Here is a 22,675-nt window from a genome sequence, read left to right as displayed (position 1 = left end):
TCGGTATAATTAAACAAAATATAATTATCGTCGATTAATATAATTGGTGTAAGCCAAATGCTATCGGCGCTAAAATTATTAAAAGTAATATGAGCAATGATTAGAGATTATCTATGGAACAACAAAATATTATTATGACAACAAAATCGCCTATTAAAGGTCGCATTCACTCTTTTGAATCCTTTGGCACTGTTGATGGTCCAGGAATCCGTTTTATTGTCTTTTTTCAAGGTTGTTTAATGCGTTGCTTGTATTGCCATAATCGTGATACTTGGGATTTAAAAGCAGGAAAAGAAGTCACAGTTGAAGAACTGATGAAAGAAATTATTTCTTATAAAAGTTTTATTATGCCAAATGGTGGTGGGGTAACGGCTTCTGGTGGTGAAGCAACGTTACAAGCTGAATTTGTTACAGAATGGTTTAAAGCCTGTCATCAAGAGGGGATCAGCACATGTTTAGATACAAATGGTTATGCAAGACAGCTCGATCATGTTGTTGATGAACTTTTAGATGTCACTGATTTAGTTATGCTTGATTTAAAACAAGTCAATGATGATATTCATCAAAAATTAGTCGGTGTCCCTAATAAACGGGTTCTTGAGTTTGCCAAATATTTACAAAAAATCAATAAACGAACTTGGATACGCTATGTAGTTGTTCCCGGATGGACCGATGATGATAATTCAGCGCATTTGCTTGGTCAATTTATTCACGGGATGGACAATATTGAGCGTGTAGAATTACTTGCTTACCATAAAATGGGGGCATATAAATGGGATACACTTGGCGATGAATATAAGTTGGAAGGGGTTGAAGCGCCACTAAGAGAAACGCTTGATAGGATCAAAGACATCATAGAAAGTTATGGTCATTATGTCACTTTTAGTAAATAATAGATAAGAGGTCGACAAAAGGCACAATGAATTGTGCCTTTTTAGTATCCACTAAATTCTTTTACGTTTTATTGCTCGCATAACAAAAATCCCACCTTCCAAAGCTAGAATACAAACTGATAGCCAAATAAATCCATATGACACAATGTGCTTTAATGAGACTGTTTCATGTAAAAATACTATTGAAATAAGTGTTAGTAGTACGGGTTCCATGTATCCCATTAAGCCAAATAATCCCATGGGCAATAAACGACTAGCAACGAAATACATTGCAAAAGCAACCGCAGTGATGATACCTAACATAGGGATATAAATATGGAAATGAGAAAGATCACTGATTATTTTGTCTAAACGATAGTTTAAAGCACAATATATAAGGCACCCTAGGAAGATAAACAAAAAATCAGAAAACGTGCCAGAAATGCCATCTATTTGCAATTTGCGCCTTACTATAAAGTATATTGGGTACCCCAAGGCAATAACAGCTGTTTCCCATGAAAATGCTCCAGTAATGTAGATTTCAATAGCAACGCCTAATACAGCGAGTCCAACCGCAATTTTTTGTAAAAAACTAAGTTTTTCTTTATAAACGATCTGTCCAGAAATCACCATTGCTAATGGTAATAAAAAATAACCTAGTGAGGCGGATAGTCCATGTCCATTAAGTGGCGCCCAGATAAAAATCATCATCTGTATTGTGAGTAAAGCCGAAGAGAATAATAACCCCAGTAAAAGAAGAGGTTGTTGTTTTATTCGGCTAAATAGTGCAGTTATGGCTGGCCACTGTTTTCCAGCAATGATCAATACAACTATTGCAGGAAAGGATGTTAATAATCGCCAACAAAAAATATCAACAACAGATAAGGGATTTAATAAAACAGGATAGTAATAAAGTAGCCCAAATAAACATGATGCCATTATTGAAAGCATAACTCCTTTTATCATTTCTCCACCTACCTTAATTAATAAAAAAATAGCGCTAATTATTAGCGCTATTGTCTATGTGATATGTAGTTATCTTATCCGATAAACTCAACGCCATTCATATAAGGAACTAAAACAGATGGAATTTTAATTGTGCCATCTGCTTGTTGATAGTTTTCCATAATGGCAACCAGCGTTCGACCAACTGCTAATCCAGAACCATTTAGCGTATGTACTAAATAGGTTTTATTGTCAGCTTTATTACGATAACGAGCTTGCATACGTCGAGCTTGGAAATCCCACATATTTGAACAAGAAGATATCTCACGATAGGTATTTTGAGCCGGTACCCATACTTCCAGATCATAAGTTTTACATGAACCAAAGCCCATATCACCAGTGCACAGTATAATTTTTCGATATGGCAGTTCAAGTAATTGTAGTACTTTTTCTGCGTGAGCAGTTAGTTCCTCTAGCGCTTTCATAGACTCTTCAGGCTTAACAATTTGAACCAATTCTACTTTATCAAATTGATGCATACGAATTAAGCCGCGAGTGTCTTTTCCATAAGATCCCGCCTCTGAACGGAAGCAAGGAGTATGTGCTGTCATTTTTAATGGTAATACACTTTCATCAAGAATTTCATCGCGTACAAGGTTAGTGACTGGCACTTCAGCGGTTGGAATTAACGCATAATTGCTGCTGTCTGCTTCTTCATCTAGTGGTTTAGTATGAAATAAATCACCTGCAAATTTAGGTAATTGTCCTGTACCAAAAAGTGTTGCTTGATTTACAAGATACGGTACATAAATTTCGGCATAGCCGTGTTGTTCGGTGTGTAAATCTAACATAAATTGGGTGATAGAGCGATGTAAGCGTGCTATTTGTGATTTCATGACCACAAAACGAGCACCTGTTAGTTTTACGCCAGCTGCAAAATCAAGCCCACCAAAACGTTCACCTAATGCAACGTGATCTTGAACAGGAAAATCAAATGTCCTTGGTGTACCAAAACGTGATATTTCGATATTATCGCTTTCATCTTTACCATCAGGGACAGATTCATCAGGAATATTCGGGATAGTAGAGGCAATATCTTTAATTTGATTGAGTAATATATCAAGCTCTGTTTTTGCTCTATTAAGTTTTTCACCTAGTTTGTTAACTTCTTCACGAACAGCTGTGATATCTTCACCGCGAGCTTTTGCTTGACCAATAGCTTTTGAGCGAGCGTTACGCTCAGCTTGTAAGTTCTCAGTTTCAACTTGTAATATTTTGCGCTTTTCTTCTAGATGACGAATAGCATCAACATCTAATTTAAATCCACGACGTGCTAATTTATTAGCGACAAGATCCAATTCATTTCGGAGTAAATTTGGGTCTAACATACATAATGTCCATTATTAATTAGGGAATATCTTTCTACTTTGTTGTTATTCTAATATAGATAACAGAACATATAAATCAAAAAGTAGATTGATTTATTGATATTAAATTTTGTAAGCTTAGTATACTAGAATTATATCGGGATTCAACCTAAATGGCGCACCCGAAGGGATTCGAACCCCTGACCGCTCGGTTCGAAGCCGAGTGCTCTATCCAGCTGAGCTACGGATGCGTGTAAGTTCGTTAAAAAAGTGGTGCATCCGAAGGGATTCGAACCCCTGACCGCCCGGTTCGTAGCCGGGTACTCTATCCAGCTGAGCTACGGATGCGTTTTGAATTTATTAAAATGGTGCATCCGAAGGGATTCGAACCCCTGACCGCCCGGTTCGTAGCCGGGTACTCTATCCAGCTGAGCTACGGATGCATATTTTAATTTTTTAAATGGCGGTGAGAGAGGGATTCGAACCCTCGATGCAGCTTTTGACCGCATACTCCCTTAGCAGGGGAGCGCCTTCAGCCTCTCGGCCATCTCACCAAAACATTATGACTCTGCTTTAACAACAAAATCATAATGTGTGGCGCACATATTACGGTTTACAAAAAATAAGTCAAACATTTTTTTGCTTACGCGTGCTAGTTGTTTATTTACTACCCAATATTACTCTGTAAGGTCAGATGATCCATCGTTTACATCTTGGTGTTGATGAATTTTATTATATATCTCTTCCCTATGAATCGAAACTTCTTTAGGGGCATTGATACCAATTCTGACTTGATTACCTTTGACACCTAAAATGGTAATGACTACATCGTCACCAATAATTAGTGTTTCACCTACTCTCCTAGTTAAAATTAACATTAGATCTCCTAATATCAGTTAAGTATATATCCAAACAATTTTTAAGATATAGCTTCGTCAGCCCCCATCAGTAAGATAGAAAGACGGAATTTTACAGAAAAACTCTAATATTTAATTAAAAATATTTGAGTAAATCTGGCTAACTTGCTTGTAATTTATTACTGATTTCTTTTTTCACAGAAGATAACGCTTCTGGTAACGCCGAGAGATCCATTCCACCTGCTTGAGCGAAATCAGGTCGCCCACCACCTTTACCACCTACTTTTAGTGCTAACTGCGAAACTAATTCCCCAGCCTTGATAATACTGACTAAATCATTAGTAACACCAGCTGCTAAATTGATTTTACTATCATTAACGGCAGCTAAAATGATGACGCCTGTTTTTAATTGATTTTTAAGATCATCAATCATCGTACGCAGTACTTTTGCTTCGACGTTATCAAGTTTAGCGATGAGTAAATTTTTATTATTGATTTTTTCACATTGATTAAGCAATTGAGCACTCTCCTGAGTCGCTTTCTGCGCTTTTAATTGCTCAATTGTTCTCTCAAGTAGCTTAGTTTGATCAAGCAATTGCTCAATACGTGCTAAAACCGCGGATTTGTCACTTTTAACAGCTTGTCCAATTTGAGCTAATAAATTGGACTCATGGTGTATCAAATCCATTGCATTTTGCCCTGACGTTGCTTCAATACGGCGAACACCAGAGGCTATACTTGATTCAGATATTATTTTAAATAAACCAATATCACCAGTTCTATCTACGTGAGTACCACCACAAAGTTCAATTGAAAAATCACCCATTGTTAAAACTCTAACAATATCTTCATATTTTTCACCAAATAAAGCCATTGCACCTTTATTTTTTGCCTTATCAATTGACATTAACTCAATATCTACAGGTAAATTGCGACGAATTTGTTGATTAACCAAGTTCTCTATTTCAATAATTTGTTCTGACGTAATGGCTTGATTATGTGAAAAGTCAAAACGCAAATAGCTGTCATTAACTAAAGACCCTTTTTGATGAACATGGTTACCTAAAACACGTTGCAAGGCGGCTTGTAATAAATGTGTAGCAGAATGATTACGACGAATACGTTCTCGTAGCTCTACATCAATAGCTGCAGTGATATTATCGCCAATTTTTAAAGAACCTTTAATGATTTTTCCTAAATGACCAATGCTTTTACCATATTTTTGGGTATCAAAAATGCTAAATTCAAGATTCGCTGCTGTTAATAAGCCTTTATCACCAATTTGACCACCTGACTCTCCATAAAATGGTGTTTTATCTAAAATGACGATAGCTTCATCACCAGCGCTAATACTTTCAACTTTCTGTCCATTTTTAAATATAGCAATAACTTTTCCTGAGGATTCTGTTTCTTGATAGCCTAAAAACTCAGTTTTATCATCAAGTTTAATAACATTGCTATAATCGACATTAAATGAGCTTGATTCGCGGGCTCGTTTTCTTTGTTCTTCCATACATTGATTAAAGCCAGCTTCATCAATACTAATATTTTTTTCACGACATACATCAGCGGTTAGATCTAGCGGGAAGCCGTAAGTATCATAAAGTTTAAATGCAATATCGCCAGGCAATACTTCACCTGTTAGTTTAGCTAATTCTTGATCGAGTAAAAATAACCCGCGTTCCAAGGTCTTTAAAAATTGTTCTTCTTCAATTTTGAGTGCGTCTTCGACTAATTTTTGATTAGTTTCTAGTTCAACCGCTGCGCTCCCCATCACATCAATTAATGGTTTAACAAGCTTATAGAAGAAAATATCTTTTGCACCAAGCATATGCCCATGGCGCACAGCACGTCGAATAATTCGGCGTAATACATAACCTCGACCTTCATTTGAAGGTAATACCCCATCCGAAATTAGAAAAGCACAAGAACGAATATGGTCAGCAATAACGCGCAAAGATTTACTTTCTAAATCTTTAGTTTGAATAACATTGGCTGCATCATTAATTAATTTTTTGAACAGATCTATTTCATAATTAGAGTTGACATGTTGTAATACGGCCGCAATACGTTCTAGCCCCATACCGGTATCGACAGACGGTTTAGGTAATGGCTCCATTGTGCCGTCAGGATGGCGATTAAATTGCATAAAGACAATGTTCCAAATTTCGATAAACCGGTCACCATCTTCTTCAGCGCTACCAGGAGGTCCGCCCCAAATATGATCACCATGATCATAAAAAATTTCGGTACAAGGACCGCAAGGACCAGTATCGCCCATCTGCCAAAAGTTATCAGAAGCATATGGGGCACCTTTATTATCACCAATACGAATTATGCGTTCTTTAGGTATACCGATCTCTTTTTCCCAGATTGCATAGGCTTCGTCATCTGTCTCATAAACGGTGACGGTTAACCTATCTTTTGGGAGATTAAACCATTCTTTACTGGTCAATAATTCCCATGCAAAATGTATTGCATCATGCTTAAAATAGTCGCCGAAACTAAAATTTCCTAACATTTCAAAAAAAGTATGATGTCGGGCTGTGTAGCCAACATTATCTAAATCATTATGTTTACCACCAGCACGCACGCAACGTTGTGATGTCGTTGCTCTACTATAAGAACGCTTATCAATACCAAGAAATACATCTTTAAATTGATTCATTCCGGCATTAGTAAATAACAGTGTTGGATCATTGTGTGGAACAAGGGAACTACTTGTGACAACTTCATGTCCTTTGCCACGGAAAAAGTCAAGAAAACTTTGACGAATTTCTGCAGTACTTTTCATTTATGCTTCCATATAAAACGATAGATTTTCAAACATAGTAATATACCCGCTACAGCTAAAGTTGAAAAGTAAATATTCTTCTATTGATGCGGATCTAGTTAATATTACAAGTAAATTAAGGAAAAAATAAAAAAGAATTAGTGAGCTTTATTTGTAATTGTTTTTTCTAAATTGTATATATTATATTCTAAATATTATAATTATTTAAGTCAATAAATCTTGTACAGCTTTAATATCATCTTGTGTATAACCTCGTGATATTAAAAATTGCATACACTTTTGTTTTTTATTATTATTTTTATGGTTAATTTGTTTTAGCTTTTTTAGTAATTGCTGATGCGCAAGATCTTCCCAGTTGATATTAGCCATTTGCAATAGCTGTCGACTTAAATCAACGGATAAACCGCGTTGTTTAAGTTCCATTGCAATTTTATATTTTCCGTAGCCTTTATTTGCGCGCATAACAATATATTTTTCAATATATTGCTCATCATTAATCCAATTTTTATTAATACAATACTCAATAACATCTTGTATTTCAATTTTTAGTTTGGCTAATTGGCTTTGAGATTCTTCATCTGTACTCTGTTGTTTCTTTGCAAAAAAAAATGTTATTTTTTGGCTTAGCTCATACGAAGAGTGATCGCGCTGTGCAAGTAACTGCACAGCTTTATTTAGGATTAATTTATTGAGTTTTTTCTCATTATTCAATGCTTTCATCCTCAGATGAAATATTTTCGTCATCAGCCGTAAAAACTGCTGGGCTATTAAGTAATAAATCACGTAGTTTAGTTTCAAGTTCTTTAGCGATTTCTGGACGTTCCTGTAAAAACTTAATTGAGTTAGCTTTACCTTGCCCCACTTTTTCGCCATTGTAGCTATACCATGCGCCAGCTTTATCGACTAATTTATGTTTAACTCCTAAGTCAATTAATTCACCCTCTTTAGAAATACCGCAACCATAAAGAATTTGAAATTCGGCTTGTCTAAAAGGTGCTGCAACTTTATTTTTAACTACTTTTACACGTGTATCACTACCAATAACATCTTCGCCTTCCTTTACTGAGCCTGTACGGCGAATGTCTAAACGTACTGATGCATAGAATTTAAGTGCATTACCACCGGTTGTTGTTTCGGGATTACCAAACATAACACCAATCTTCATTCGAATTTGGTTAATAAATACAACTAAGCAATTTGCATTTTTGATATTTGCGGTAAGCTTACGTAATGCTTGTGACATTAAACGGGCTTGTAATCCCATATGTGAATCGCCCATTTCACCTTCAATTTCTGCTTTTGGTGTTAAAGCAGCAACCGAGTCGACAATAATAACATCAACTGCACCAGAGCGAACTAAGGCATCACAAATTTCAAGCGCTTGTTCTCCTGTATCGGGTTGAGAAATTAATAAATCATCGACTTGCACGCCTAATTTTGCAGCATAAATTGGATCAAGTGCATGTTCAGCATCAATAAATGCGCAAGTTTTACCTTCTTTTTGTGCTTGCGCGATAACAGATAAAGTAAGTGTAGTTTTACCTGATGATTCTGGTCCAAAAATTTCAACGATTCTGCCCATTGGTAAGCCGCCGATACCTAATGCAATATCTAGCCCTAAAGAACCAGTAGATACCGCATCCACATCTAACGTTTGGGTATCGCCTAAACGCATAATTGAACCTTTACCAAATTGTTTTTCTATTTGACTTAATGCAGCTGAAAGTGCGCGTTGTTTGTTTTCGTTCATATTATAAAATTCCAATGAGTTAGGATATGGATATACATTATACTGTATTGTTATACAGTATCAAGTTTTTTTTATACAGAAAAATTATTTAGTTAATTATGGGAACTTCTTCACAATTTCTTATAAATAATCCATTTAGTATAATAATTGAAACTAACAGATGGTGATGAAATAATGATATTCAAGATTAACTTTATTGGATTATTTTGTTAATTATTATAATTATAATATTTAATGGCTTTTAGACTAATGATGATAGTTTAAGTACATATAAAAGTCGTCATGCATTTGAGTTAGATTGTTATAAAAAAATCTGATCATAATCAAATTTTACTAATTTAATTTAGTAATGCTTTCATAAAAAATTGTCATTTGATATGATTAGCTGTGAAGAAGGTTTGACCAATTTTTATTTATTGAAATAGTGATTTCTTAAGCAATTGTTTGAAATAATTCAACAGTTTTTATTCTTAAACGTTATGCTAATCTGAAATATTTTTACAGATATAAAATATGTAACAAATAAAGGAAAATAATGGCCATTGATAAACAACATTATGTTTTATGCTCACACTGTGATTTGGTCATAGAATTATCTAATATAACCATAGGGCATAAAGCTGTTTGCCCGCGTTGTAATACAACGTTAGCTAAAAATAATAACAATATGAAATTTAGCGCTGCTATGTATGCAGTTTGTTCATTAATTATGATTCTTGTAGCCTGTGGCTTTATCTTTATTGATATTCGTATTGTAGGCAATTTTATTGGTATTAGCGTAATAGATATCCCTAAAACCCTTTTTTTTGATAAATATAGCTATATTTCAGCGCTTTTTATCTTATTTGTTTTGTTTTTTCCTATATTAAATTTATCAATTATCGTTTTGCTCTGTTCTAAACTGCGATTAACAAAGTACCGTAAACGAGATCTGCTTATTGTTTATGAAAAGTTTCAGCATTGGTGTATGCCCGAAATATTTCTTACAGGGATTTTGGTGAGTTTTGTTAAATTAATGAGTTATGGCAGTATTGGTGTGACTGGCACATTTTGGGCGTTCTGTCTATTTGTCTTTTTTTATATAAAATCTTTAGTGATTTTTTCACCAGAAACAATCTGGAATGAAATTCATCGTAGTAATTTTGCTACCGATACACTAAAAGTCGGTAAAACAGGCATGTGTCAAAATTTAAAACTTTGCAAATGCTGTCAGGCTATATTGCCAGTGCATTATGTAAAATGTCCAAGGTGTAAACAAAAAAGCAAAATCAGAGATCTTGATAAAATACAATGGACTCTGGCCTTATTGGTTACTTCATTAATTCTTTACATTCCCGCTAATTTATTTGGAATTATGATAACCGTTGTTTTCGGATCGTCATCAACATCGACTATTATGGATGGTGTCATTTATATGTGGCAGGCCGGTGATATACCTGTTGCACTTGTCATTTTTATTGCGAGTGTTGTTATTCCAATCTTAAAGATCATTTCACTCAGTTGGCTTTGTTATTTTGCACTAGCAGTAAAACGAAAAAATAAACATAATTGCTTAAAAATGAAAAAATTGTACACTGCAGTTGAGTTTATTGGTAAATGGTCAATGATTGATATATTTGTGGTTGCTGTTATTTGTTCTTTGGTTAGAAATCAGCAAATGATGGGCGTTTACCCAGATATTGGTGTTACATTTTTTGCAACTGTCGTTATTATCACGATGATTGCATCACAAAAATTTGATCCTCGGTTAATTTGGGATCGTCGGCAAAAAAGAAAATAGATTAATAGGAACAATATGGCAACATCAAGTAAATTAGCAAAAATAATTAGAATTAGAGCTATTTCAGCTATATGGATTATTCCCATTGTGACTGCAATTGTGGGGCTTTGGATAATCTATGCTCATTTTGCCGATAGAGGCACCTCGTTCACATTACTTGCAAAAGACGCAAGTGGCATTATTGCTGGAAAAACAGTAATTAAAAACCGCAGCGTTGATGTAGGTATAGTTGACGAAGTGACTTTATCTGATGACTACAAACAAGTGGTAATAAAAGGTCGTATTTATAATGATATGGATCCGTTACTAAAAAATGACTCGATTTTTTGGGTTGTTAAGCCTGAAATTGGCCGTGATGGGGTGACTGGGTTAGGGACTATTTTATCGGGTGTTTATATAGAATTAGCTGCTGGAAACGATACACATAGTTTTCAACATAAACCGTTCGTGCTTTCGGATGCTCCACCCTTGTCTGATCCAAGCATTAAAGGAATTCGCCTAAATTTAGAAAGTGAGCAAAATGGTGTGATTCCTCGTGGTGCTTCTATCATGTTTCATGGCTATCGTGTAGGTAATGTTGAGACTTCAGAATTTGATGTTGAATCACGTAAAATGAAATATCAAATTTTTATAACTAAACCTTATGATGTACTAGTAACACAAAATGTTCGTTTTTGGAAAGAAGGAGGGATCAATTTAACACTATCATCTCGGGGGGCTAGTCTCGATGTACCTTCTTTAGATGTGTTAATGTCTGGAGGGATTAGTTTTGATTTACCTGAAGGTTCCAAATTAGGTGCACCTGCTGAACAAAATGCAGTTTATAAACTATATGAAGATAAAAAATCTATCCAAGACTCGCAGTATACCGAATATAAAGAGTTTCTTATTATGCTCTCTGACTCAATATCTGGATTAACCGAAGGTGTGCCCGTTGAATATCATGGTATTAGGCTAGGCACAGTATCTAAAGTGCCATTTTACACTGCTGAAATGCTAGAAAAATCGTCAATTTTAAATAAAAAAGTGCCGATATTAATCAGGATTGAACCCGATCGTTTATCTGAACTGGTTGATGAAAAGATCGACATTGCCGCATTAATTATGAAAGAGCAAAAAAATGGATTAAGAGCTTCGTTAAAAACCTTGAACATGTTCACAGGTGCACTATATATAGATCTTGATTTTTATCCTGACTTAAAAAATCAATATGATCCTAAACTAGCGAAACAGTTTGGTTACAACACTATTGAGGCAACTTCGACAGGAATTGCGCAAATTCAAGCAAAAATTATGCAGTTACTTGATAACTTTAATAATTTACCACTTAACAATACCTTATCACAGTTCAACCAATCATTAGCTTCAAGCGAACGATTAATGAAATCATTAAATCAGATTATGGCGAGTAAGGAAATGCAAAATATGCCAAAAGATCTGCAAAAGACATTACGTTCATTAAATGAAACAATGAAAGGCTTACAACCGGGTTCTGAGCTCAACAATCAAATGAAAGAGAGTTTACAAAAAGTGCAACAAATGATGGACGAACTCACTCCATTACTCAATACGCTTAATGATAAAAGTAATGCATTGATTTTTTCTGCGCCAGCGAAAAAAGATCAAGAACCTCAAGCAAAAGGTAAAAAATAATGAACAGAATATATAAAAAACTGCTTATAGTCGTATTTATGCCATTATTTGCTATATTAGTGGGTTGCTCAGCTAGCATCCCGAGTAAAAGTTATTTTCAACTCACTAGCAATTCACAGATTCCTGTATCGCAAAATATGAAAACCACGAATCAATTTATTTGGATTGAGTCAGTTGATGTGGCGAGTTTTTTAAATAAACCGGGTATTGTATTACAAACTGATAATATTAAATATGAAACAGCAATCAACCATTTATGGGTATCAACGTTATCTCAGCAGCTTCAAGACCGATTAACGCAGGATTTAACGGCTATGTTACCTAATTATTTAGTATCCAGTAAGTCAATTACAACACCAACACTAACGGTAAAATTATTTATAGATAGCTTTCATGGCAGTTATACGGGGGATGCGATAATTAAAGGCCGATGGGTTGTTACTGACCGTAAAAATAATATTGAAAGCAAACCATTTGAGCGCCATATTCCTTTAGCAACCAATGGCTATGATGCTTTAGTTAAAGCGCTATCGAAAGGATGGCAAGATGAAGAACTAGACTTTGCAAACTCAATAAAACATTAGTGTTACACTGATATTCTGTCAGCGTGCTGACGGAATGTCTAAACTTAAATGGCAATAGATCTTAGTGACAATTTGAATTGACTAAAGACTTTATCATCGATTTCCACCCATTTGCGAACACTATTGATAAAAGCGATTTTATCAGCATTTACCAGATCATCTTTTAAAATCGTTTTTTCTAACAATTGATTGTGATCCAAATAAAATTGCCGCATAGTGCCGGCTAATAATCCTGATTCTTTTTTAGGTGTCACCCATTGATCATTAATCAGTAACGCGAGATTACCATTAACAAATTCAGTAATCTCATTGTGTTGATTAAAATTAATATATTCTTTTCCTACAGTTAAATCAGGGAAGTGCTCACGATTGGAAGTTTTATGATATAAATACACATTTTGAGTATTAACACATTGTGTTGCCAGATGAATTTCATTAATTTTCATTGGGTTATTAATTATTTCTTGGCTAATGGTATAGTCCCCATCTTTTTGCTGTAAGATTCTCACTTTATAAAGGTTGTTAGGCATGGAATTTGCTAACTTAATGAGTTGCATCTTAATTGCATGAATGTCACAGTTAAAATCAAAATAATTAGCTGATTGAGCAAGTCTGCTTAAATGTTCATCTAATAATAAAAATTGCCCTTTTTCAAGCAACAATGATTCAATAATATATTTTGGGGTAGAAATAGTGCGATTCAAAATGGCTGTTTTCGCTAAGATCTCACTATATTCGTCTTGAGATGTTGAATCCCAAGTGATCCCACCACCAACACCATAGCGCATCTGTTGATTGTGTATGGTTAATGTACGAATTGGGATATTAAATATAGCTTTATTCATATAGGGCTCAATATAACCAATTGTTCCACAGTAAACACCCCGTGGTGAGTTTTCAATATCTACGATAATTTGCATAGTACTGGTTTTTGGGGCACCGGTAATTGAGCCACAAGGGAATAGGGCTTGAAAAATTTGATATAAACTTACATTTTCCTTCATTTCAGCTTGAATCGTTGACGTCAATTGCCAAACGGTTGGATATTTTTCCGCTGAAAATAATTTAGGCACCGTTACTGTTCCCGGTTTTGCAATGCGACTTAAATCATTACGCAACAAATCAACAATCATCATGTTTTCAGCTTGATTTTTTTCAGAAAATAACAACTCTAATTGTCGTTTATCTTGTTGATTATTTAAGCCGCGTGCGGTTGTTCCTTTCATTGGTTTTGTCGTAATAATGTTATTGTCTAACTTAAAGAATAATTCGGGTGAAATCGATAAAATATGATAATCGTCAAACTCAAGATAAGCACAATAATCTGCCTGATTGTTTTTTTGTAGAAAGTGGTAATAATCAATAGCGCTTTCATTAAATGGTGCGGTAAATTGGATAGTATAGTTGGTTTGATAAGTATTGCCTGATTCAATTTGTGATCGAATAAAGTCAATTTTTTGATTATATTCATCTCTTGATGCATCGCTTATTAAATCAAAGCTTGGCGGTGTATAATCATTTAGTTCTACTTGTTCAACGATAGAATAATGATCAAAAATACCAAATAACAATAGTGGCAAACCTTGATGGACCTCATCATTAGGTTTTGTTTTATTTTCGCTATTTAACCCCGTTGCGCTTTCATAAGCGAGATATCCAACCGCGTAAAAACCTTGTTGCGTAAATTTTTCGATTAAATCGAATTGCTGTTTAATTGTTGAGTAATCATTCGATCTTAAAATGGCGATAGGATTGCAAAAATATTTATGCTGACCTTCAAAATCTATATAAATTTTCATATTAAGATTGCTCATGGACAAAATTATTAATCATTTGTAAGCCTGATTCGGTTTTTATCGCTTCAGGGTGGAATTGAACTGACTCAATGGGTAACGTTTTATGACGTAATCCCATAATCAATCCTTGATTGTTTCGAGCAGTTACAATTAGGTGAGAATTTTTTTGTGAAAAATTATCACATGCAATTAATGAGTGATAGCGAACCACTGAAAGCGGGTTTTTGATTCCTTTAAATATCCCCTGACCATCATGTGTTATTTCATCAACTTTACCGTGCATCGGTGTTGGTGCTTTGGCAATGCGGTAACCATAATATTGTGCAATGGCTTGATGTCCTAAACAAATTCCCAATATCGGGCAAATATGAGCAAATTCGGCAATAATAGCAAGTGATATTCCTGCATTAATTGGTGCCCCTGGGCCAGGGGAAATGATAATTTTAGAAAAGGCGAGTTCTTTTACTTGTTCCATTGTCAGTTCGTCGTTTTTGATGACTTTAACTTCTGCGCCAACTTGGCATAAATAATCGTTAATATTAAATGTAAAAGAATCATAATTATCTATTAATAATATCAAAATACAGTCCATTAATTACAAAGCATATTGATTTAAAAACTGGTAACTGTAACAGTTAAAATCCAGTCGTAACACGATTTATTATACCGTTAATACACTTAAAAGAAGAAATTATTGTGGTTTTGCCCTTTTTTATCTCTTTTTTATACTTAAACACTACCTTTTCTGAAACTTTTTTACAAAATAAACACGATATAAAAAAACAGCTAAACTGAAAAATATTTTAGAGACAATAAAAATAGTATCCAAGTAGTAGAATGAATGGTTTGTTGATTAGTATTTATTAAAGCTCTGGATTGTTCTTTTGGTTGTAAATAAATATGTCGCTTTTTTATAATTTGATTTATTCGGACGATTATTTATTTTTACGCAAATAACCTAAAGCGCCAGCAATCTCTATTGTCCATATTCCATTTTTAAAAATTAAAGGAAACGTTGCTCGACTGCTAGCATTGGGTCCTGGATTTTGTTGCACAATTTCAATTTCGGTGTCAGTTACTTTACTGATAATAGCAACATGCCCATAGCTAGACCAATTAAGAACAATAATATCATCAACTTGTGGTTTTGTGGGTGATCCATTATGAAATTGTAGTAAATTGCGTTGGCGATTGATCTTTCCATCAGCAATTGATGGGTCAAAAAAATCTTTAGCATGGCCATAGCTATTTGGCATTTTATGATTAAAACGCTGATAATAATAGCGTTTAATAAACTCAACACATTGATATTTTTGGCCTAAGTTATAGCCGTCTTTCGCGACATTTCTTCCACTCACGTTATAGATGCTACCATTATAATAGACTTTCACTCCATTAAATTCATCGACGACCTTGCCAATTTTTTGTTTATCAATATCAACATTGGCAAAAGTACATGAACAAAGTGTATAGTAGCTTAATATTGATAATAGCCAAAATAAGAACAGGCTTTTTTTATTGTTCAATACCATTTTTTATTTCCATTGTTTTTATAATCTATTATTAATTTTAATGGTTATTCTATTAAAAAAACAAAATAAATAAAATCGAATAATAACAACTTTATAGTAACTTATATTACACTTACTAGTGTGGTATTTATGAGTAGAATGGTGCCCATGTTTTGGATAAGTTAGTGACTGATGATGGTGAATGATTATTCACTGCTTACAATCTGAATAATCCTATTCATCATTACGATAACTATGTTTGAGTTAGTAATAGCGGGGTTGTAGGATGATTAAGAAAGTTAAAATAAATGTGAGTGGTCGAGTGCAAGGCGTTGGATTTCGTTTTTTTACTTATCAGCAAGCCCAAAAGCTGGGATTAGTTGGCTATGTTCGCAATTTAGAAAATGGTGATGTTGAAATTATTGCTCAAGGTGACGACTTACAAATAGCCAAATTAACAAAATGGATTGAAAATGGTGGTCCTGCCTCGTCGCGTATTTCACATATAAATATTTGTGAATTATTGCCACAAAACGACTTAACTTCTTTTAATGTTCGATATTAATTTAATAAAAAATAAAGTAAAATAATTAAAATTTTGGACATTCGAAATAATAATTTCTAATTAATGTGAATAACGTATGTTATGAATAAAAAAAATCTAATCTGTTTTTTACTGCTCATTGTTGTTATCGGTGTTTATTATAATTATCAAAAAGGAGATGGGGCAGTAAGCCAATCTACTCAAGATGCATCAGATAAACCGATTTATCAAAGTGATGACATGTTAACAGATATTTACGACTTATCAGGGGAACTTGTTTATAAAATTGAGTCGAGTAATGTTAGGCATTATGATAATTCAGGTAATACTGAATTTGATTTGCCCAATTTTACGATTTATGATCAACAACATATAGCTATATGGCATATTAAGGCAAAGCAAGCGACGCTAACAAGTGATAAACTTTTGTATCTTTATCATGATGTGCAATTAGATAATTTGACACAAGAATCCCAATTAAAACAAGTCAAAACAGATAATGCGGTGGTAGATTTAACTTCACAGCTAGTTACATCCAAAGATCCTGTCATCATTAATGGGGTGGGATTTTATTCAACCGGTATTGGTTTAGCAGGCGATTTGCGTGCAAAAAAGGCTAACATACTTGAAAATGTAAAAACATATTATAACACTGAGGCAAAATAAAACATGAGTTCGCTAAAACAAGTTGTTTGTTCATTAATTTTATTGCTACCTATCTCTTTAAGTAGTTTTGCAAATGGGCCGACTACGCAACCTGCAGATCCCAAGATGTTTGCCGATAATAAACCCATTGCAATTGATGCCGATAATCAACAGATTGATATTGAAAATAATACTATTACATTTATTGGCAATGTGGTCATTGTGCAAGAAGGATTAACCATAAAAGCGGATAAAGTGGTTGTCACTGAAATGCAAAACACAGAAAAACAAAAAATTACAGCTTATGGTAATCCAGTGAATTATAAGCAAATTTTGCCTAAAAACAATAAGATTGTCACAGGGCACTCTTCACAAGTAATTTACAATGTAAAACAAAATAATATTGTGTTACAAGGTAATGCTGAGTTATTTCAACAAGACAATCATATTGTAAGTGAAATGATTATTTATGATGTCAAAAAACAGCAAATATTTGCCCAGCCAGGTAAGAATAGGCGAGTTAAGAGCACTATCATCCCAAACCAAGTTAAAGAGATGAGCAAATAAAATGTCAATTTTAAAAGCGGAAAATCTAGCTAAAGTATATAAAAAACGCCGTGTAGTTGAAGATGTCAGTTTAACTGTTAATTCTGGCGAAATTGTCGGGTTATTAGGACCAAATGGTGCAGGTAAAACCACCACTTTTTACATGGTGGTTGGTATTGTGACCTTAAATGCGGGTAAAATTTACCTTGATGATCATGATATCAGCATTTTACCTTTACACGAGCGTGCACAAAAAGGCATCGGTTATTTACCGCAAGAAGCCTCTATTTTTAGAAAATTGTCTGTTATTGATAACATTATGGCAATTTTAGAAACGCGAAAAGATATTGATAAAAATGAAAAAATTAACCGCGCCGAAGAGTTACTTAAAGAGTTCCATATTACACATATTCGTGACAGTATAGGGCAATCTTTATCCGGTGGTGAAAGACGCCGAGTTGAAATTGCTCGCGCGTTAGCTGCTAACCCTAAATTTATTCTGCTTGATGAACCTTTTGCGGGCGTCGACCCGATTTCTGTGATAGATATCAAAAGTATTATTAAACATCTACGTGATCGAGGACTAGGCGTATTAATAACCGATCATAATGTCCGTGAAACGTTAGATGTTTGTGAGCGGGCTTATATTGTTAATAAAGGACATTTAATTGCTGAAGGTACACCGACCAGTATTTTAAATAACGAAGATGTAAAACGTGTCTACTTAGGAAATGAATTTAGGTTATGATGAAACCCAGTTTACAACTGAAAGTCTCGCAACAGCTTTCGATGACACCACAATTACAATTGGCGATTCGATTGCTACAGTTGTCAACTTTAGAGCTTCAACAAGAGATTCAAACCGAGCTTGAAAATAACCCATTGCTTGAAGTGGCTGATCAATATCACGAAATTGATGTTGAACAGAACGTTAAAGATGAAAATATTGATACACGTGAAGCCTTAGATAGCCGAGAAATACCCGAAGATATCCCATTAGATGCCTCATTAGATGATATCTATACTGCTGGAACCCCTTCTGGCACTCACTCTGATTATCGTAATGATGAATTGCCTATCTACCAAGGAGAAACTCACGAAACGTTACATGATTATTTAAGATGGCAACTTGAATTAACGCCCTTTAGTGATACTGACAGGGCGATAGCGGTATCGATTATTGAAGCGATTGATGAGCGAGGTTATCTAACGGTTTCATTAGATGAAATTTTGGAAGAGCAGGGTACTGACGAGATTGAATTGAATGAAGTTGAAACTGTTTTAAAGCGTATTTGGCATTTTGATCCAATTGGCGTGGGAGCTAGATCGTTACAAGAATGTTTGTCTATTCAAATTCAACATTTAACCTATCCACTGCTGGTTAAACAAATTATTGATAACTACTTAGATTTATTGGCGACTCGAGATTATAGAACATTAAAAAAAGTATTAAACGCAAGCGATGAACAGTTAAAAGAAGCAGTCAATTTTATTCAACATTTACAACCGTATCCTGGCGATTCAGTCAATACTACACCGCCAAATTATGTGATCCCTGATGTTTTAGTAAAAAAAGTGAATGGAAACTGGATTGTTGATCTGAATAATGACACTATGCCGCGCTTACGCATTAATCAGCAATATGCTGCAATGGAAAAGATAGCAAATGAAAGTGATAGTCAGTATATTCGATCACATTTGCAAAATGCGAATTGGTTTATTAAAAGTATTGAAAATCGTAATGAAACATTACTTAAAGTAAGTCAATTTATTGTTGAGCATCAGCAAGCATTTTTTGAACACGGTACTGAATACATGAAACCAATGATTTTGTCTGATGTTGCGACGGCAATTGATATGCATGAATCAACGATTTCCCGTGTGACAACACAGAAATATTTACAATGCCCTACAGGAATATTTGAGTTAAAATTCTTTTTTTCTAGTCATGTAAACACAGAATCAGGTGGCGAAGCTTCGTCGACAGCTATTCGCGCTTTAATTAAAAAATATATATTGGCAGAAGACAGCAAAAAGCCATTAAGTGATAGTAAATTGGTCACAATCCTTGAAGAACAGGGTATTATGATTGCCCGTCGAACCGTAGCAAAATACCGTGAAGCCTTATCAATTCCTCCATCAAGCCAACGTAAACAGCTTTAAATTTAAAGCTGTTTATGACAACGGATCATTTTAGATGACTTTTTCAGTTGCAATAATCATCATATCCGTAGTAAAAGAACCATCTGATTGAAGTTCAAAATAATTTTTTGTATCGTCAGCTGCCGTTTCTTGGTAAGTTCGTATTGCTTCAATTAACTTTTCAGGAGTACGCATTCGTTTAACCCATGTATCAAAAGAGAGTGTTAAACGATGGCGGGCTATATTATTAATGACAAAACCAGCTTCAGTTAAAAAGGTTAACCACTCACCGGGGGTATAGTCTCGAACGTGTGATGTGTCACGCAAGGCTTCAACAGTTTGAAGCCAAATATCTAATACAGGGTGACCAGGTGAAACAACATCCATAATAATTAATTTACCACCAGGTTTAGTTATCCGATGGAGCTGTCGAATACTTTTGCCCACATCATGCCAGTGATGTGCTGAATAACGGCTGACAACAATATCAAATTGATTATCAGCAAAAGGTGGATATTCAGCATAACCTTGCTTAACGGTTATATTCGTTAAACTGCGCTCTTTTGCTGTTTGCTCTACAACCGATAACATTTCATTTGAAAGATCATAGGCAGTAACATGTTTAACATATTTTGCTGCAATAAAACTGACATGACCTGCGCCACATCCCATATCAAGTAGACTTGCCTCGGAATGTGGTATAAGTAGGTTAGATAAATATTCAAGATCAGGCCCTTGAGCATGTACTTTACTGGTTAAATAAGCATTGGCTTGTTCGCCAAACTGCTGTTTTACATTGTCATGATGTGTTGCCATTGTTGATTCTCATTATTGGGCGCAAATAAGCGCCCAAAAGTTAAGGTTAAGCTAAAAATGAAGGGATTTTCTGTTCAAAGTCGCTAATCGCTTCTTCATGTTGTAAGGTTAAGCCAATATTATCTAACCCATTTAACAAGCAATGACGTTTAAAAGCATCGATTTTAAATGTATATTGCTTGTCGCCGGCAATAACAACTTCATGGACTAAATCAATGGTAAACTCAATGCCTTCATTGGCTTCGACAATTTTAAACAGCTCATCGACATCTTCTTCGGATAAATTAACTAATAATAACTGATTGTTAAATGAGTTATTGTAAAAGATATCGGCAAAGCTTGAACCAATAATAGTTTTAAAGCCATAATCAGCTAATGCCCAAGGGGCATGTTCACGAGAAGAACCACATCCAAAATTTTCACGTGCTAATAAAATGCTGGCACCTTTATAGCGGGATTTATTCAAGACAAATTCAGGATTAGGCTGCGTGCCAGCATCATCTAAAAAGCGCCATTCATGAAAGGCATGTTTACCAAATCCAGTACGTGTTACTTTCTGTAAAAACTGTTTTGGAATGATTGCATCTGTATCAACATTAGCCGCGTCCAAAGGAACAACTAATCCGGTATGTTTTGTAAATTTAGCCATGACAAGTCTCCTTAAAATGGTTTGCGAATATCAGTAAAATGACCAGTAATAGCCGCTGCAGCAGCCATAGCAGGACTGACTAAATGTGTTCTGGCATCCCGCCCTTGGCGGCCTTCAAAATTGCGATTACTAGTTGATGCGCAGCGATCCCCAGGTGCTAATTTATCGTCATTCATTGCAAGGCACATTGAACAGCCCGGCAAACGCCATTCAAAACCAGCGTCGATAAAAATTTTATCTAATCCTTCGGCTTCGGCTTGTTCTTTGACAGGACCTGAGCCTGGCACGACTAATGCTTGTACACCTTCTGCCACTTTACGACCTTTAGCAATTAGCGCTGCTGCGCGTAAATCTTCAATTCGCGAATTTGTACATGAGCCAATAAACACTTTATTGATCTTAATATCTGTCATTTTGGTGCCAGCGGTTAATCCCATATAAGTTAATGCGCGCTCTGCGGAATGTTTCTCGATAGGATCAGAAAAAGCATCGGGGTTGGGTACTGTTGCATCAATGGACGTGACTTGACCCGGATTTGTTCCCCAAGTGACTTGAGGTGCAATATCTTTACCTTCAAGTGTGACCACAGTATCAAACTGCGCGCCGTCGTCGGTTTTTAGGGTTTTCCAATAGGCAACAGCTTTTTCAAAATCTTTCCCTTTTGGTGAAAATTGACGACCTTTTAAGTACTCAAAAGTCACTTCATCTGGCGCAATAAGGCCAGCTTTAGCCCCCATCTCGATTGCCATATTACATAATGTCATACGTCCTTCCATTGATAATGATTTAATGGCATCACCACAAAATTCAACCACGTGTCCAGTACCACCAGCACTAGTGGTTTTACCAATAATCGCTAATATAATATCTTTGGCAGTGATTCCTTCAGCTACTTGACCTTTGACCTCGATTTTCATGGTTTTAGCTCGACCTTGTTTTAAGGTTTGGGTGGCTAAGACATGCTCAACTTCAGAGGTGCCAATTCCAAATGCTAATGCACCAAATGCGCCATGTGTTGCGGTATGTGAATCACCACACACAATAGTCATACCGGGTAAAGTTATACCTTGTTCAGGACCGACCACATGGACAATACCACGTAATGGGCTTTGTAAATCATATAACGAAACACCAAACTCTTTGGCATTTTTTGCCAGTTCAGTTAATTGAATGCGAGCCATTTCGCTGCAAGCATTTAAATCATTACTTTTGGTTGAAGTATTATGATCCATGGTCGCAAAAGTTTTATGAGGCTGACGAACCTTACGATTCATTGCACGCAAACCATCAAATGCTTGTGGAGAGGTGACTTCATGCACTAAATGGCGATCGATATATAAAATAGGCGTTTCGTTTGGTGCTTCATAAACGACATGCGCATCATACAATTTTTGATACAGTGTTTTTGACATTGCATATTCCTT

At 35.1% G+C, this 22,675-nt stretch carries 21 protein-coding genes and 4 tRNA genes; 9 read left to right on the top strand and 16 right to left on the bottom strand.

The genetic code is table 11. The features are described 5' to 3' along the window. Nucleotides 1-134 precede the first annotated feature (134 nt). Nucleotides 135-893, top strand: a complete 759-nt coding sequence (gene pflA, locus ACYIAM_RS03075; protein ID WP_483747213.1) for a pyruvate formate lyase 1-activating protein — start codon at nt 135-137, stop codon at nt 891-893. Between the two features lie 51 nt (nt 894-944). Here the strand turns inward: pflA and rarD are convergent, their stop codons facing one another. From rarD to recA, 10 genes are all read right to left on the bottom strand, one after another. Further along, on the bottom strand, nt 945-1,838 hold the full coding sequence (gene rarD / locus ACYIAM_RS03070) for an EamA family transporter RarD (protein ID WP_483747195.1): 894 nt from the start codon (nt 1,836-1,838) through the stop codon (nt 945-947). Nucleotides 1,839-1,912: 74 nt separating this feature from the next. Beyond that, on the bottom strand, nt 1,913-3,205 hold the full coding sequence (gene serS, locus ACYIAM_RS03065; RefSeq protein WP_483747194.1) for a serine--tRNA ligase: 1,293 nt from the start codon (nt 3,203-3,205) through the stop codon (nt 1,913-1,915). A gap of 153 nt (nt 3,206-3,358) precedes the next feature. Further along, nucleotides 3,359-3,435, bottom strand: a tRNA-Arg gene (locus ACYIAM_RS03060). Between the two features lie 20 nt (nt 3,436-3,455). After that, nucleotides 3,456-3,532 (bottom strand) — tRNA-Arg (locus ACYIAM_RS03055). 18 nt (nt 3,533-3,550) lie between these two features. Then, a tRNA-Arg gene (locus ACYIAM_RS03050) sits at nt 3,551-3,627 on the bottom strand. Between the two features lie 18 nt (nt 3,628-3,645). After that, nucleotides 3,646-3,738: transfer RNA gene (locus tag ACYIAM_RS03045), tRNA-Ser, on the bottom strand. Between the two features lie 123 nt (nt 3,739-3,861). Further along, the gene (gene csrA / locus ACYIAM_RS03040; RefSeq protein WP_065638771.1) at nt 3,862-4,062 is read right to left on the bottom strand and encodes a carbon storage regulator CsrA; all 201 of its coding nucleotides are present in this window, start codon (nt 4,060-4,062) and stop codon (nt 3,862-3,864) included. A 139-nt stretch (nt 4,063-4,201) separates the two neighbouring features. Further along, a complete protein-coding gene (alaS, locus tag ACYIAM_RS03035; RefSeq protein WP_483747193.1) occupies nt 4,202-6,835 on the bottom strand; it encodes an alanine--tRNA ligase in 2,634 nt (877 codons plus the stop codon). A gap of 204 nt (nt 6,836-7,039) precedes the next feature. Next, the gene (locus ACYIAM_RS03030) at nt 7,040-7,546 is read right to left on the bottom strand and encodes a regulatory protein RecX (RefSeq protein WP_174795841.1); all 507 of its coding nucleotides are present in this window, start codon (nt 7,544-7,546) and stop codon (nt 7,040-7,042) included. Next, nucleotides 7,539-8,585 (bottom strand): recombinase RecA, encoded by a 1,047-nt coding sequence (gene recA / locus ACYIAM_RS03025; RefSeq protein WP_483747192.1) that lies wholly within the window; start codon nt 8,583-8,585, stop codon nt 7,539-7,541. The genes ACYIAM_RS03030 and recA overlap by 8 nt, the downstream gene beginning before the upstream one ends. 535 nt (nt 8,586-9,120) lie before the next feature. Here recA and ACYIAM_RS03020 point away from each other — a divergent pair. Genes ACYIAM_RS03020 through ACYIAM_RS03010 form a run of 3 tightly spaced genes read left to right on the top strand, consistent with a single transcriptional unit; the run spans nt 9,121 to nt 12,602 of the window. Further along, nucleotides 9,121-10,365 (top strand): PqiA/YebS family transporter subunit, encoded by a 1,245-nt coding sequence (locus tag ACYIAM_RS03020; protein WP_483747191.1) that lies wholly within the window; start codon nt 9,121-9,123, stop codon nt 10,363-10,365. 15 nt (nt 10,366-10,380) lie between these two features. Continuing rightward, nucleotides 10,381-12,018 (top strand): intermembrane transport protein PqiB, encoded by a 1,638-nt coding sequence (pqiB, locus tag ACYIAM_RS03015; RefSeq protein WP_174795844.1) that lies wholly within the window; start codon nt 10,381-10,383, stop codon nt 12,016-12,018. Continuing rightward, a complete protein-coding gene (locus tag ACYIAM_RS03010; RefSeq protein ID WP_174795845.1) occupies nt 12,018-12,602 on the top strand; it encodes a PqiC family protein in 585 nt (194 codons plus the stop codon). Before pqiB ends, ACYIAM_RS03010 begins: the two co-directional genes overlap by 1 nt. A 44-nt stretch (nt 12,603-12,646) precedes the next feature. Here the strand turns inward: ACYIAM_RS03010 and pabB are convergent, their stop codons facing one another. From pabB to ACYIAM_RS02995, 3 genes are all read right to left on the bottom strand, one after another. Further along, nucleotides 12,647-14,401, bottom strand: a complete 1,755-nt coding sequence (gene pabB / locus ACYIAM_RS03005) for an aminodeoxychorismate synthase component I (protein ID WP_483747190.1) — start codon at nt 14,399-14,401, stop codon at nt 12,647-12,649. 1 nt (nt 14,402) lies between these two features. Beyond that, nucleotides 14,403-14,978, bottom strand: coding sequence for an anthranilate synthase component II (locus tag ACYIAM_RS03000; RefSeq protein WP_483747189.1), 576 nt, complete (start codon nt 14,976-14,978; stop codon nt 14,403-14,405). 355 nt (nt 14,979-15,333) lie between these two features. Further along, nucleotides 15,334-15,930 carry a CHAP domain-containing protein gene (locus ACYIAM_RS02995; RefSeq protein ID WP_483747188.1) on the bottom strand — a complete coding sequence of 199 codons (597 nt, stop codon included), beginning with the start codon at nt 15,928-15,930 and terminating at the stop codon, nt 15,334-15,336. 265 nt (nt 15,931-16,195) lie between these two features. On the opposite strand from ACYIAM_RS02995, the gene yccX reads away from it, so the two are divergent. The 5 genes from yccX to ACYIAM_RS02970 all read left to right on the top strand — a co-directional run bounded on the left by yccX (nt 16,196) and on the right by ACYIAM_RS02970 (nt 19,807). After that, nucleotides 16,196-16,474 (top strand): acylphosphatase, encoded by a 279-nt coding sequence (gene yccX / locus ACYIAM_RS02990; protein WP_483747187.1) that lies wholly within the window; start codon nt 16,196-16,198, stop codon nt 16,472-16,474. A gap of 81 nt (nt 16,475-16,555) precedes the next feature. Beyond that, complete coding sequence (lptC, locus tag ACYIAM_RS02985; RefSeq protein ID WP_483747186.1) at nt 16,556-17,119, top strand: LPS export ABC transporter periplasmic protein LptC; 564 nt, start codon at nt 16,556-16,558, stop codon at nt 17,117-17,119. A 3-nt stretch (nt 17,120-17,122) separates the two neighbouring features. Further along, nucleotides 17,123-17,665, top strand: coding sequence for a lipopolysaccharide transport periplasmic protein LptA (gene lptA / locus ACYIAM_RS02980; RefSeq protein WP_483747185.1), 543 nt, complete (start codon nt 17,123-17,125; stop codon nt 17,663-17,665). Nucleotide 17,666: 1 nt separating this feature from the next. Continuing rightward, nucleotides 17,667-18,392, top strand: coding sequence for an LPS export ABC transporter ATP-binding protein (lptB, locus tag ACYIAM_RS02975; RefSeq protein ID WP_483747184.1), 726 nt, complete (start codon nt 17,667-17,669; stop codon nt 18,390-18,392). Next, nucleotides 18,392-19,807, top strand: coding sequence for an RNA polymerase factor sigma-54 (locus ACYIAM_RS02970; RefSeq protein WP_483747212.1), 1,416 nt, complete (start codon nt 18,392-18,394; stop codon nt 19,805-19,807). The genes lptB and ACYIAM_RS02970 overlap by 1 nt, the downstream gene beginning before the upstream one ends. 30 nt (nt 19,808-19,837) lie before the next feature. On the opposite strand, the gene ACYIAM_RS02965 is transcribed toward ACYIAM_RS02970, so the two are convergent. The 3 genes from ACYIAM_RS02965 to leuC are packed head-to-tail and all read right to left on the bottom strand — an operon-like array spanning nt 19,838 to nt 22,663. Then, nucleotides 19,838-20,602: a class I SAM-dependent methyltransferase gene (locus ACYIAM_RS02965; RefSeq protein ID WP_483747183.1), complete on the bottom strand. Its 765-nt coding sequence runs from the start codon at nt 20,600-20,602 to the stop codon at nt 19,838-19,840. 46 nt (nt 20,603-20,648) lie between these two features. Continuing rightward, the gene (gene leuD / locus ACYIAM_RS02960) at nt 20,649-21,251 is read right to left on the bottom strand and encodes a 3-isopropylmalate dehydratase small subunit (RefSeq protein WP_483747182.1); all 603 of its coding nucleotides are present in this window, start codon (nt 21,249-21,251) and stop codon (nt 20,649-20,651) included. 11 nt (nt 21,252-21,262) lie between these two features. After that, nucleotides 21,263-22,663, bottom strand: coding sequence for a 3-isopropylmalate dehydratase large subunit (leuC, locus tag ACYIAM_RS02955; protein WP_483747181.1), 1,401 nt, complete (start codon nt 22,661-22,663; stop codon nt 21,263-21,265). Nucleotides 22,664-22,675: the final 12 nt, after the last annotated feature.

It is taken from the genome of Gilliamella sp. X-60 (assembly GCF_057063585.1).
This window is presented reverse-complemented; position numbering and strand designations above follow the sequence as displayed.

Coding starts and splice junctions, on each gene's coding strand:
- lptB (WP_483747184.1), top strand. CDS start 17,667: ATGTCAATTTTAAAAGCGGAAAATCTAGCTAAAGTATATAAAAAACGC.
- pabB (WP_483747190.1), bottom strand. CDS start 14,401: ATGAAAATTTATATAGATTTTGAAGGTCAGCATAAATATTTTTGCAAT.
- rarD (WP_483747195.1), bottom strand. CDS start 1,838: ATGATAAAAGGAGTTATGCTTTCAATAATGGCATCATGTTTATTTGGG.
- ACYIAM_RS02965 (WP_483747183.1), bottom strand. CDS start 20,602: ATGGCAACACATCATGACAATGTAAAACAGCAGTTTGGCGAACAAGCC.
- ACYIAM_RS03020 (WP_483747191.1), top strand. CDS start 9,121: ATGGCCATTGATAAACAACATTATGTTTTATGCTCACACTGTGATTTG.
- serS (WP_483747194.1), bottom strand. CDS start 3,205: ATGTTAGACCCAAATTTACTCCGAAATGAATTGGATCTTGTCGCTAAT.
- ACYIAM_RS03010 (WP_174795845.1), top strand. CDS start 12,018: ATGAACAGAATATATAAAAAACTGCTTATAGTCGTATTTATGCCATTA.
- lptC (WP_483747186.1), top strand. CDS start 16,556: ATGAATAAAAAAAATCTAATCTGTTTTTTACTGCTCATTGTTGTTATC.
- leuC (WP_483747181.1), bottom strand. CDS start 22,663: ATGTCAAAAACACTGTATCAAAAATTGTATGATGCGCATGTCGTTTAT.
- leuD (WP_483747182.1), bottom strand. CDS start 21,251: ATGGCTAAATTTACAAAACATACCGGATTAGTTGTTCCTTTGGACGCG.
- ACYIAM_RS02970 (WP_483747212.1), top strand. CDS start 18,392: ATGAAACCCAGTTTACAACTGAAAGTCTCGCAACAGCTTTCGATGACA.
- pflA (WP_483747213.1), top strand. CDS start 135: ATGACAACAAAATCGCCTATTAAAGGTCGCATTCACTCTTTTGAATCC.
- pqiB (WP_174795844.1), top strand. CDS start 10,381: ATGGCAACATCAAGTAAATTAGCAAAAATAATTAGAATTAGAGCTATT.
- alaS (WP_483747193.1), bottom strand. CDS start 6,835: ATGAAAAGTACTGCAGAAATTCGTCAAAGTTTTCTTGACTTTTTCCGT.
- csrA (WP_065638771.1), bottom strand. CDS start 4,062: ATGTTAATTTTAACTAGGAGAGTAGGTGAAACACTAATTATTGGTGAC.
- lptA (WP_483747185.1), top strand. CDS start 17,123: ATGAGTTCGCTAAAACAAGTTGTTTGTTCATTAATTTTATTGCTACCT.
- yccX (WP_483747187.1), top strand. CDS start 16,196: ATGATTAAGAAAGTTAAAATAAATGTGAGTGGTCGAGTGCAAGGCGTT.
- ACYIAM_RS02995 (WP_483747188.1), bottom strand. CDS start 15,930: ATGGTATTGAACAATAAAAAAAGCCTGTTCTTATTTTGGCTATTATCA.
- recA (WP_483747192.1), bottom strand. CDS start 8,585: ATGAACGAAAACAAACAACGCGCACTTTCAGCTGCATTAAGTCAAATA.